This is a genomic window from Yinghuangia sp. YIM S09857, assembly GCF_051388915.1.
Classification (GTDB): domain Bacteria; phylum Actinomycetota; class Actinomycetes; order Streptomycetales; family Streptomycetaceae; genus Yinghuangia.
In genome coordinates this window covers 269,103-280,384 of record NZ_JBPKBH010000007.1, presented here as the reverse complement: position 1 = coordinate 280,384, position 11,282 = coordinate 269,103, and the positions used below count along the sequence as shown (strand labels likewise).

The 11,282-nt window shown below is 70.6% G+C and carries 8 protein-coding genes and 1 pseudogene; 7 read left to right on the top strand and 2 right to left on the bottom strand.

Translation table 11 applies throughout. The features are described 5' to 3' along the window. Positions 1–90 precede the first annotated feature (90 nt). From ACRX5S_RS17520 to ACRX5S_RS17490, 7 genes and pseudogenes are all read left to right on the top strand, one after another. The gene (locus ACRX5S_RS17520) at positions 91–843 is read left to right on the top strand and encodes a cell division protein FtsQ/DivIB (protein WP_436773870.1); all 753 of its coding nucleotides are present in this window, start codon (positions 91–93) and stop codon (positions 841–843) included. Positions 844–1,229: 386 nt separating this feature from the next. Then, positions 1,230–2,393: a cell division protein FtsZ gene (gene ftsZ, locus ACRX5S_RS17515; RefSeq protein ID WP_436773869.1), complete on the top strand. Its 1,164-nt coding sequence runs from the start codon at positions 1,230–1,232 to the stop codon at positions 2,391–2,393. A 210-nt stretch (positions 2,394–2,603) separates the two neighbouring features. Further along, positions 2,604–3,320: pseudogene (gene pgeF, locus ACRX5S_RS17510) on the top strand (peptidoglycan editing factor PgeF); the annotation flags it as partial. 137 nt (positions 3,321–3,457) lie between these two features. After that, positions 3,458–4,192, top strand: coding sequence for a YggS family pyridoxal phosphate-dependent enzyme (locus ACRX5S_RS17505; protein WP_436773868.1), 735 nt, complete (start codon positions 3,458–3,460; stop codon positions 4,190–4,192). A gap of 68 nt (positions 4,193–4,260) precedes the next feature. Next, positions 4,261–4,887 (top strand): cell division protein SepF, encoded by a 627-nt coding sequence (locus ACRX5S_RS17500; protein ID WP_436773867.1) that lies wholly within the window; start codon positions 4,261–4,263, stop codon positions 4,885–4,887. An 81-nt stretch (positions 4,888–4,968) separates the two neighbouring features. Further along, positions 4,969–5,253 (top strand): YggT family protein, encoded by a 285-nt coding sequence (locus ACRX5S_RS17495; RefSeq protein ID WP_358353109.1) that lies wholly within the window; start codon positions 4,969–4,971, stop codon positions 5,251–5,253. Between the two features lie 46 nt (positions 5,254–5,299). After that, complete coding sequence (locus ACRX5S_RS17490; protein WP_436773866.1) at positions 5,300–6,457, top strand: DivIVA domain-containing protein; 1,158 nt, start codon at positions 5,300–5,302, stop codon at positions 6,455–6,457. 240 nt (positions 6,458–6,697) lie between these two features. On the opposite strand, the gene ACRX5S_RS17485 is transcribed toward ACRX5S_RS17490, so the two are convergent. Both ACRX5S_RS17485 and ACRX5S_RS17480 read right to left on the bottom strand, forming a co-directional pair. Then, a complete protein-coding gene (locus ACRX5S_RS17485) occupies positions 6,698–9,736 on the bottom strand; it encodes an FG-GAP-like repeat-containing protein (protein ID WP_436773865.1) in 3,039 nt (1,012 codons plus the stop codon). A 325-nt stretch (positions 9,737–10,061) separates the two neighbouring features. Continuing rightward, entirely contained in the window at positions 10,062–11,213 is a 1,152-nt protein-coding gene (locus tag ACRX5S_RS17480; RefSeq protein ID WP_436773864.1) for a hypothetical protein, read from the bottom strand. Between the last annotated feature and the right edge of the window lie 69 nt (positions 11,214–11,282).

Here is an 11,282-nt window from a genome sequence, read left to right as displayed (position 1 = left end):
CCCCCCCCCCCCCCCCCCCCCCCCCCCCCGCGGCCCGCCGGGTCGGGTGCGTCCCGGAACGCCTCGTGGTGGGCCCGGGTCCGCGGTCGGTTGCCGGGCGCCGGGCGATCGGGCGGTGGGCCCGACAGGCCGGGGAGAGCCGCCAAGTCCCGTACGGGGCGCCGCTGGACGAACCTCCGCCCGGCGGTCGTCATCCTCGTCGTCCTGGTCCTCGCGGGCGGTGCGTGGGGCACCGTCAGGTACTCGCCGCTGTTCGACACCGAGAAGGTGTCGGTGCACGGCACGGCGGTGCTGACCCCCGCGCAGATCACGGGCGCAGCCAAGGTGCCGGTCGGCAGGCCGCTCGCGCGCGTCGACCTCGGGGCGATCGAGCGGCGGGTCGCGGCCCTGCCACGCGTCGCGTCGGTGAGCGTCACGCGGGACTGGCCGCATACCGTCAAGATCCGGGTGACGGAACGTCAAGTCGCCGCGGTGATGCCGGATTCCGGGCGTTTCGCGGAGATCGACAAAACCGGCGTACGGTTCGGTACCGTGGACGCGGCGCCGCAGGGGGTGCCGGTGGTCAACGCGGATCCCGCCACGGTGGACGACAGGACACTGCGCGGAGTCGTGGGGGTCATCGGCGCGCTGCCGCCCGGCGTCGCCCCCAGAGTCCGCGACATCACCGCGCGGACGAGGGACGACATCGTCATGACCCTGGACGACGGGGTCGTGGTGATGTGGGGCGGGGCGGGGGATTCCCCGCGCAAGGCCGAGGTGCTCGTCGCCCTGATGAAGATCAAGGCGAAGGTCTACGACGTCAGCGTCCCCGAGGCGCCGGCGACGCGGAACACCCCGTTGTAGGGGCCGGCCGCAAGGGCTGTTCGGGGGACCGCGGGCGGTTCCGCGGAGGGCTCCCGGCGGGTCCTGGGAGGGTCCGGAACGGATCCGGAGCGGGGGTGTGACGGGGTCGCCGTCACCCGGGGGCGCGGTGGTGCGATAAAAACACCACGGCAAAAAGAAGGGGGGATGGCTCGGCGTGTTCGTTGAACCGGGCCGTTCCGGCACCTAGTGTCCTGCGTAGCCCCAGGTTGACGCGGTTTTCGTATGGCGCAGGCCCTAACTCTATACCTGAGGGTGAGGGTTCGGGGGCTCATCACGAGCCGAGTCCCGAGACTTCCCCTGGTCGGCAATGTCGGCACGCCGCACCACGGCGTGGCGACCGGAACTCGAGGCGAGAGGCCTTCGGCGTGGCAGCACCCCAGAACTACCTCGCAGTCATCAAAGTCGTAGGCATCGGCGGTGGCGGTGTCAACGCCATCAACCGCATGATCGAGGTCGGTCTCAAGGGCGTCGAGTTCATCGCGATCAACACCGATGCGCAGGCGCTGCTGATGAGCGACGCCGACGTCAAGCTCGACGTCGGCCGCGAACTCACCCGCGGCCTCGGCGCGGGGGCCAATCCGGAGGTCGGCCGCAAGGCCGCCGAGGACCACCGCGAGGAGATCGAGGAGGTCCTCAAGGGGGCCGACATGGTCTTCGTGACCGCGGGCGAGGGCGGCGGCACCGGCACCGGCGGCGCGCCCGTCGTGGCGAACATCGCGCGCAATCTCGGCGCGCTCACGATCGGCGTCGTCACGCGCCCGTTCACCTTCGAGGGGCGTCGCCGCGCCAACCAGGCCGAGGACGGCATCGCGCAGCTGCGCGACGAGGTCGACACGCTCATCGTCATTCCGAACGACCGGCTGCTGTCGATCTCCGACCGCCAGGTCAGCGTGCTCGACGCGTTCCGCTCCGCCGACCAGGTCCTGCTGTCCGGTGTCCAGGGCATCACCGACCTCATCACCACGCCGGGCCTCATCAACCTCGACTTCGCCGACGTCAAGTCCGTGATGTCCGAGGCCGGTTCGGCGCTCATGGGCATCGGCTCGGCGCGCGGCGACGACCGCGCGGTGGCGGCGGCCGAGATGGCGATCTCCAGCCCGCTGCTGGAGGCGTCCATCGACGGCGCGCGCGGCGTGCTGCTCTCCATCTCCGGCGGCTCGGACCTCGGCCTGTTCGAGATCAACGAGGCCGCGCAACTGGTGAGCGAGGCCGCCCACCCCGAGGCCAACATCATCTTCGGTGCGGTGATCGACGACGCGCTCGGCGACGAGGTCCGCGTGACGGTCATCGCGGCCGGCTTCGACGGCGGACAGCCGCCGTCCAAGAGCGAGTTGGGCAAGGTGAGCCGTCCGGCCGAGCCGCCGCAGCGCGCCCCCGAGCCGCCGCGCACCCCCGCCCCGGGCGGGCAGAGCGTCCTCGGCCCGGTGGACAGCCCGAGCAGCCAGTACCCGCCGCCGCCGCGCGCGCCGCTCGTTCCCGAGCCGGTGCGCGAGGACATCGACCTGGACGTCCCGCCGTTCATGAAGTAGTCGGCCGACACGGGCCCTTACCTCTCCGGGGGTAGGGGCCCGTTGCGCCGTTCGGTGGACGGGTCTCGCGTCGGATGGGGCCCGGGCGGCGCTCGGGACGTGTCTCCCGGGTGTGTTCGGCGTGCCGCTGCCCGACCAGACCCCCTGATGTCCCGCGCACTGCGGCCGTCCGGTGCCCGTGCCGTGTCCCTTCGTCCCTCGGGAGTCGCCTTGTTCAGCTTGCGGACCGTGGAACGCGGCGTCGGCTTCGCCTTCACCGACCGGCACGGCGGAATGGGCGAGGCACCGTACGACAGCCTCAACCTGGCCGGCCACGTCGGGGACGACTCCCGGACCGTGCACGGCAATCGGGCCCGCGTCGCCGAGGCGCTGGGGCTGGACGCCGGACGTGTGGTCTGGATGGACCAGGTGCACGGCCGCGATGCGGCCGTCGTGGACGCCTCCTGGTCCGGCACGGTCCCGGAGGCCGACGCGCTCGTCACCCGAACGCCCGGGCTCGCCCTGGCCGTTCTGGTGGCCGACTGCGTGCCCGTCCTGCTGGCCGACCCGGTCGCGGGGGTCGTTGCCGCCGTGCACGCGGGCCGACCCGGCTTGTACGCGGGGGTCGTTCCGGCCGCGGTCGAGGCCATGCGGGAGCTGGGTGCGCGGCCCGAGCGCATCGTCGCCAAGACCGGCCCGGCCGTCTGCGGGCCCTGCTACGAGGTCCCCGACGCGATGTGCGACGAGGTCGCCGCGCGCATCCCGGCCGCCCGTTCGCGTACGGGGTACGGCACTTCGGCCCTCGACATCGTGGCGGGCGTCTGGTCGCAACTTGCGGACGCGGGCGTACCGCCCGGTGAGAAATCGCACACCTGTACGCGTGAGTCCGCCGACCACTTCTCCTACCGTCGCGAGGGTAAGACCGGGCGCATCGCCGGATATGTGTGGCCGGCCACAAGTGCGGCCACACCCGGGGCCGCACCTGCGGCCACAACTGCGGCCTCAGGCGCGGCTGTCGCCGACGCCGCAACCGAGCCCGCAACCCCGGCCGAGCCCGCCCCGCCGCCCTCGGGGACGATGGGCACATGAGTTCGGAACCCACAGACGGCCCCGGCGCGGCGGCGGTTGCCGCCCGCCGCGAGGAACTCGCCGCAAACCTCCGGGAGGTGCGGGCGCGCATCGACGCCGCCTGCGACGCGGCGGGACGCGCCCGTGACGCGGTCGACCTGATCGTGGTGACCAAGACGTACCCCGCGTCGGACGTCCGCCTGCTCGCCGGACTCGGAGTGAGAGACGTGGGGGAGAACCGCGATCAGGAGGCCGCGCCCAAGGCGGAGGCCTGTGCGGACCTGGAGCTGACCTGGCACTACATCGGGCAGTTGCAGACCAACAAGGCGCGTTCGGTGGCCGCGTACGCCGACACCGTGCACTCGGTCGACCGGGCCCGCCTGGTCACCGCGCTGGCGGGCGGCGCGGCGCGCCACGAACGGGAGTTGACCTGCCTCATCCAGGTGAGCCTGGACGGCGACGCGGCACGCGGGGGAACTCTGGCGGCCGACGTACCGGCGCTGGCCGACGCCATCGCCGAGGCGCCCCGCCTGCGACTCGGCGGGCTCATGGCGGTCGCCCCGCTCGGCACGGAACCCGCCCGCGCCTTCGAGGCTTTGGCGGAAATGTCAACCCGCCTGCGCGAAGCGCATCCGGCTGCAACCATGGTTTCGGCGGGGATGAGCAACGACCTCGAGCAGGCCGTCGGGGCCGGGGCGACACATGTACGCATCGGTACTGCGGTGCTCGGTGTCAGACGCTTGCTCCGGTAGCGTCGCCATGAAGTGGATCGCACGACCCACGGTGACCCACAGCCGATCCACCATGGAGGACCCTGACTATGGCCGGCGCGATGCGCAAGATGGCGGTCTACCTCGGCCTCGTGGAGGACGATGTCTACGAGTACGACGACTACGATGAGGACGACATCGGCCCGGACGGCCGTGCCGAACGGGGCTCCGAACAGCCGCGTCCGGAGCGCCGCGAAGAGCGGCGGGAGGAACTCCGCGAACCACCCCGCGAAATCCGCGAGCCCCGCGAACGCCGTGAAGAGCTCCCCCGGCCCGTGCCCGCCCTGCACGTCGAGCGCGGTCTCGACGAGCAGCGGGCAACCGTGTCGACCATCCCCGACCGCCGCCCCGAGAGCAGTGCACCGGTGACCGTACACAAAGTCGTCAGCGAGCGTGAGCCGTACCGCATCACGACGCTGCATCCCCGCACCTACAACGAAGCACGTACGATCGGTGAGCACTTCCGTGAAGGCACACCGGTCATCATGAACCTCACGGAGATGGAGGACACCGACGCGAAGCGACTCGTCGACTTCGCCGCGGGCCTCGTCTTCGGTCTTCACGGCAGCATCGAGCGGGTGACCCAGAAAGTCTTCCTGCTGTCGCCTGCTAACGTCGACGTGACAGCAGAGGACAAGGCCCGCATCGCTGAGGGCGGGTTCTTCAACCAGAGCTGAAACCCTGGTTGATGTCAGAGGGGTGCGAGAACTGAGGAGAGGAACCGGGTCTTCCGGGAACGCGTATGAGGGGGCAGAGGCATGAGCGTCGCGGGCGAGGTATTGACCATCGTCCTGTACTGCTTTCTGTTCCTGCTGATCTTCCGCTTGGTGATGGACTACGTGTTTCAGTTCGCACGGTCCTACGAACCCCGAGGGGCCATGGTCGTCATCTTGGAGGCGACCTACTCCGTCACGGATCCACCGCTCAAGCTGCTGCGCAGGTTCATTCCTCCCCTGCGCCTCGGGGGCGTAGCGCTCGACCTGTCCTTCTTCGTACTGATCATCATCGTCTACATCCTGATCTCCGTCGTGGGCAGGCTGTAAGCGGTACGGTCTGTCCGGATGCCGACGATCACGTTGAGGTGAAGAAATGCCGTTGACCCCCGAGGACGTGCGTAACAAGCAGTTCACGACCGTCCGTCTCCGCGAGGGCTATGACGAGGACGAGGTCGATGCGTTCCTCGACGAGGTCGAGGCGGAGCTGACCCGCCTGCTTCGCGAGAACGAAGACCTGCGGGCCAAGCTCGCGGCCGCGACGCGCGCCGCGGCGCAGAGTCAGCAGCAGGCGCAGCAGCGAAAGGAGCGTGAACGCCCCGACGCCCCTGTGCCGGCCGCCATATCCGGGCCCACCCCGGTTCCGCCGCCCCCGCAGCAGCAGATGGGCGGCCCGCAGCAGATGCACGGCGGTCCCCAGCACCCCATGCAGGGCCAGCCCCAGCTCGGCCCCGGCGGCATGCAGCAGGGACAGCCGCAGCTTGGCCCGGGCGGGATGCAGGGACAGCAGCACCAGTTGCAGGGCGGGCAGTTCCCCGGTCAGCAGCAGCAGCAGATGCCGGGCCAGCACATGGGCGGGCAGCTCCAGCCGCAGCAGCACCAGATGCAGCAGCAGGGCCAGCTCGGCGGTCCGCCGCAGCTCGGTGGCCCGCCGCAGCTCGGCGGCGGCCAGATGCCGAACCCGGGCGGCGACAGTGCGGCCCGCGTGCTCGCGCTCGCGCAGCAGACCGCGGACCAGGCGATCGCCGAGGCGCGTTCCGAGGCCAACAAGATCGTCGGCGAGGCACGCACCCGCGCCGAGGGCATGGAGCGCGACGCGCGCTCGAAGGCCGACGCGCTGGAGCGGGACGCGCAGGAGAAGCACCGCGTCGCGATGGGCTCGCTGGAGAGCGCCCGGGCCACGCTGGAGCGCAAGGTCGACGACCTGCGGGCGTTCGAGCGCGAGTACCGCACGCGCCTCAAGTCGTACCTGGACAGCCAGTTGCGCCAGTTGGAGTCGCAGGCGGACGACTCGCTCGCCCCGCCTCGCACCCCGGCCACCGCGTCGCTGCCGCCCGCGATGTCGTCGTCTCCGGTCCCGTCGTCGATGACGCCGGCCATGACGCCGTCGATCGGCCAGCAGATGGCACCCGCCATGAGCCAGCCGATGACCCAGCAGATGGCCCCGGTCCGCCCGCAGGCCCCGCAGCCGCAGCCGATGCAGCAGGCCACGCCGATGCGCGGCTTCCTCATCGACGAGGACGGCGACAACTGACCCACCCCGTCCGTATCCGGACCGCCGTACCCCCGCCGAGGCCCGCCCTGACCAAGGGGCGGGCCTCGGCACTTTTAGTGACAAATTGACTGCCGTACAAGGGTGGTAGCCCCCGGCCAGTTGATCCGCGCAGCCACCTCCAGGCCATTTGCCGGGAAAGTCCGGTGCAGGTCCTGCGACTTGCCGCCACGGTCCACCACAACGTTCCGAACGGCCGCCGCGCGATCAGTGCCCTCCCGCTCACACCATGCTGAGTGCCCCCCACACGAATCCTCCGGCCTGCCGAGGCCCGTCGCCGAGGAAGGCGTCCGCGGAAAAGACCCAGAGCCCTATCCCGCCGCCTTTGGAGTCCCCACCAAAGGCACCGAGTTCAACCGCCCCGTCCCCATCGAAGTCCCCCGCCAGCAGCGGATTCCCACCAGGCGACCAAATCCCCGGGTGGGACGCCAACAGCGTGGTCGAACCGTCCGTCGCAGAGACCTCCACAAGCGCGGTCGAGCCCGCCACCTGTCGCAGCATCGCAAGGTATCCCCCTGCCGAACCCGACCCCGGCACCACCACAAGCGCGTCCGCCCGCGTCCCTCCGACCTCCGGCCCGGCCGTCAGACTGCCGTCCGCACCCGAAACGAACACCACCAACTCGTCCGGCACCCCGTCACAGCCCTGCGCCGCCCCGCCGCACTTCACCCAACCCGCAACATCCGCCCGGCCGTCCCCGGTGAAGTCCCCGGCGACCGGCCGGGAATGGACACGCTGCCACACCCTGTCGGTCGGAGCCTGACCCACCGGAATCGGCGGTGCGAATCCGGCGGTTGTGCCGGTGAGCAGCCACATTCCGTCATGCGTTGTGCCCTGCGATCCCAGCAGCGCGATGTCCAGGTCGCCGTCACCCGTGAAGTCGGCGACGAGGGGCTGTAGCAGGTTGGCGTTCCACCCGTTGCCCTCCCAGGCACGTGCCACCGGTTCAAAGCCCGTCCCCGTCGAACGGAACGTGTACAGCACCGTCTCGTCCGCGTCGACGTGGTACAGCACGGCCAGGTCCGCCTTGCCGTCACGGTCGAAGTCGCCTGCCAACGGTGTGCTGCTCGTCCAGGTCCACCGCGGACCGCTGTCCCAGACCCGCGTGGCCGGGCCGAACCGGCCGTCGGCGGTGCCCCGGAACACCCACGCGCTGCTGTGGTTCGCGTTGTTTTCGTCCAGGCCGCCGTCGTGCAGCACGGCTATGTCGGTTCGGCCGTCGCCGTCGAAGTCGCCGGCCACCTGCTTGCCCGTGACCGCGTTCCATGCTCCCGAATCCCACCACTTCGTCGGCGCCGCCAACGCCATGCCGTTGGACGGCAGCACCCACAGGGCTGTGCCCTCCGCGCCTTGGTCGTACGCGACCGCGAGATCGGCCTTGCCGTCGCCCGTGAAGTCCCCGGCCACTGGCTTGCTGCTCGCCCACGTCCAGCTACCCTGGCCGGTGCTGTCCCAGAGCTGTCGCGGTTCAGCGAAAGCCGCGCTTGTCGACATGAAGGCGAAAAAGCGGGTGACTCGCGGGTACGTGTTCTCCGGGCTGCCGTTGTACAAGACCCCAACATCCGTCTTGCCGTCTCCGTCGAAGTCGGCGGCCACGGGCTTGCCATAGGGCCAGCGGAAGCTGCCGTTCACCGGGGTCTGCCAGGCGGTCGTGGGTTCGGCGAAAGCCGTTCCCATAGAGGAGAAGAGCCGCAGCGACGAGGCTCCCGTCACGCCGGTGCCGGGGGCGTCGTCGTAGTGGATGACGAGGTCGGCCTTGCCGTCTCCGGTGAAGTCCCCGGCCACGGGCTTGCTGTACGCCCACGTCCAACTGCCTTTACCGGCACTGTTCCAGGTGATCGTCGGCGCCGCGAACCCCGCGCCGGTCGATGCGAACGTGAACATGCGCGTCTCGGCAGGGTACGAGCCGCCGGGGGACCCGTCGTACACCACCGCGAGGTCCGCTTTGCCGTCGCCCGTGAAGTCCGCGGCGACGGGCTTGCTGTAGGCCCAGGTCCAACTGCCCCAGGTCGTGCTGTCCCACACCTTCACCGGTGCCGCGAACCCCGAGCCGGTCGCGGTGAAAGTCCACAGCGCGGTCTCTCGGGCGCCGTCCGGGTGGCCGCCCTGGTTGTAGAGCACTCCGATGTCGGCCTTGCCGTCTCCGGTGAAGTCCCCGGCCAACACCTTGGCGCGACCCCACGTGAACATCCCCGGAGCGCTCTGCCAGGCGCGGGCGGGCGGCGCGAACGATCCAGTCGGGAGGGCACGCCACCACCACAGACTGCTGGTGCCCGCCCCGTCGTCGGTCAACGCGGCGATGTCCTCGCGACCATCTCCGTCGAAGTCCGCGTGTCGCGTCGACCCCGTCTCGCCTCCGCACGGGTTCGCGCTACCAGGCAGCGCGGCCGGATCACCGCAAGCGGTCCAGCGCGCGCCGCCGATGAGGGCGCCGTGGTCGGACAACGACACCGGGCTGGGCACCACTTCGGCACCCACCGCGGTGAAATTGCGGTCGTCGAAAAGGACGTAGTCGATCTTCGACGCGCTGCCGAGACCGATGTCGTACGTCATTTGACCATCGCGGCACCTGGCCACATCGGTGGGGCACGCACCGGCTTCGTCTGCCTCCACGAAGTGCCCGGAACCCCCGCTGTGGGTGTAGAAGTTGTCCATCCCCGGCGCATTCGGCTCAAGGTTGAGGTCGCCGCCGAAGATCACCGGTACACCCGCCGCGGTCCACGGGTCCAGGGCCTGCCGTGCCGCGCGAACAGTTCGGTCCGCGGGAGTTCCCCAGCACTTGGGCAGCGCCGATCCCTCGGGGCACTGCTCGGATTCCAGGTAGGGACTCGGGTGGAGTGTGCAGGCCTTGACGGTACGTGTCATCAGCGTCGTATCGACGCACAGCATCTTGTTCCAGTCCCCACCGGACTTCTCGCCGAAGTCGAAGACCTGCGTTTGCGGTTGCGCGGCGATGCCGGTGCCGAACACGGCCAGTCCGTGGCTGTCGCTGCGCCCCGGGACGCCTCCCCGGCACTTGTCGATGGTGCCGGTCTCGATGTAGGTGCCGCGGTGGCCGAGGGTGGACATCGGCCCGACCAATGCGTCGAACTGTGCGTGGCAGATCTCGGAGAGGAAGACGATCTGCACCTGCTTGGCCTCGGTGAGCGCGCGTACCGCCTCCGCGCGCGCTGTGGTCTCGCCGGGGGTGGTGCACACCGTTCCGTAGACCGCGCCGCCGCACACGTTGTACGACATGACCTTGACGGGTGCGGAGCCCACCGCGGATACCTGGGCCACGGGTGCCTGCACCGGCTGATCTCGGAGCGGAGCGGTCCCGACGGCGGGAGCCGTGGCGGCGACGGGTGTGGTCGGTAGTGCCGCGGCGATTATCAGAACGAGTAGTGCCGCCACCGACAACGTGGTGCGATGTGGGCGAGCTGCACGCATGCTTTCCCCCGGGCGCCGTATCCCGCGATTGACGAGGGGCGACAGCCGGCGCGCGGTTTCCCCCGGTCGCCGTGACCTTGTGGCCCGGCAATGCCACGTCATTGTGCCGGTGGGCTGCTGTGGATTCGAGTGCGGGCCGGTTCGATGGCAGCCGGGGTTATGCGGCCAAGAGGGGGCGGCAGCCGGCGTTGTGGGTGGGGTAGTAGTGGTCGGTGAAGATGCGGGAGGTGAGTTGGCCGGGGGTGGCGGAGGCGGTTTTTTCGAGGACTGTGCGGACGTCGAGGTCGACGGCTTCGGCGGCCAGGCCGAGATGGGCGGCTATGTCGGCGGGGGCGAAGCCTCGGGTGAGGTAGGCGGTGACGGCCTGTTCGCGGCGGGAGAGGTCGTACTCTCCGACGGCGGTGGGGGCGAGTTCGGCGGCCGCGGAGGGGGCGATGGTGAGGGCGGTGCCGCCCGGGGTGCCGTCGGAGGTACGGGTGCACGCGGCCTGGAGGCGCAGTCCGGCGCCGTTGCGGGTGCGCAGGCGGACGCTGGCCGGGGGTGCGCCGCGGCCGGCGGCGTGGGCGCGGGCCCGGGCGACGAGCATGGAGGCGGCGAGGGGCAGCGGGAAGCCGAAGGGGGTGGCGGCGCCGGAGGTGGGCGTACGGGGGTCGATGCTCCGCAGGCACGCGGCCGCCTCGTCGGTGGCGCTGATCAGGCGGCCTTCGGCATCGAAGACGACGACGCCGGGGCCGGCCGGGAGTGCGTCGGGGGCCAGGACCTCCGGCTCGCGCTCGCCGAGCACCGCCGTGCGCATGCCGCGGGCGATGTCCTCGGAGACGACGGCGAGGAACTGGCGCTCGGCCTCGGAGAAGTCGCTGCTGCCCGTCTCGCGCAGCAGGTTGCCGATGGCCCACGTGCGGTCGCCGACCGTGAAGGCGATGCGCGCCTCGTGGCCGAAACCGAGCGCCGAGTTGATGTCGACGTAGCGGGCGCTGCGGCCGAGGTGTCCGCCGGTGGCCTCGCCGAGCGTACGGACGCCCGAGGGCATGCGGGCGAGGTCGGCGAACTTGTTGTAGTCGTCGTCGAGGAACTCGTTGTGGAAGAACGGCCCGCACAACCACGGCGGGAGGCCGTCGGTGACGGCGTGATGCGTGCACATCAGCGTGTCGGGGTCGGTCGAGGATATGAAGCAGCCGTCGAACGGCACGACCTCGCGCAGCCGGGTGGTGACCTCCGCGAGCAGCCGGTCGCCGGTCAGCCCGGAGTCGCACAGGCGTGCGATCTCCACGCGTGCCGAGCTCCGGCTCTGGGGCGGTATGGCGGTCATAACCGGCCAGCATAAGCACTTCGCCGGAGAAGTGGAGTAAAGGCCCGAATTATCGGGGTTCTCGGACAA

Excerpts from the sequence above, each read along its gene's own strand:
- ACRX5S_RS17505 (WP_436773868.1), top strand. The coding sequence starts at position 3,458 with ATGAGTTCGGAACCCACAGACGGCCCCGGCGCGGCGGCGGTTGCCGCC.
- ACRX5S_RS17500 (WP_436773867.1), top strand. The coding sequence starts at position 4,261 with ATGGCCGGCGCGATGCGCAAGATGGCGGTCTACCTCGGCCTCGTGGAG.
- ACRX5S_RS17495 (WP_358353109.1), top strand. The coding sequence starts at position 4,969 with ATGAGCGTCGCGGGCGAGGTATTGACCATCGTCCTGTACTGCTTTCTG.
- ACRX5S_RS17490 (WP_436773866.1), top strand. The coding sequence starts at position 5,300 with ATGCCGTTGACCCCCGAGGACGTGCGTAACAAGCAGTTCACGACCGTC.
- ACRX5S_RS17480 (WP_436773864.1), bottom strand. The coding sequence starts at position 11,213 with ATGACCGCCATACCGCCCCAGAGCCGGAGCTCGGCACGCGTGGAGATC.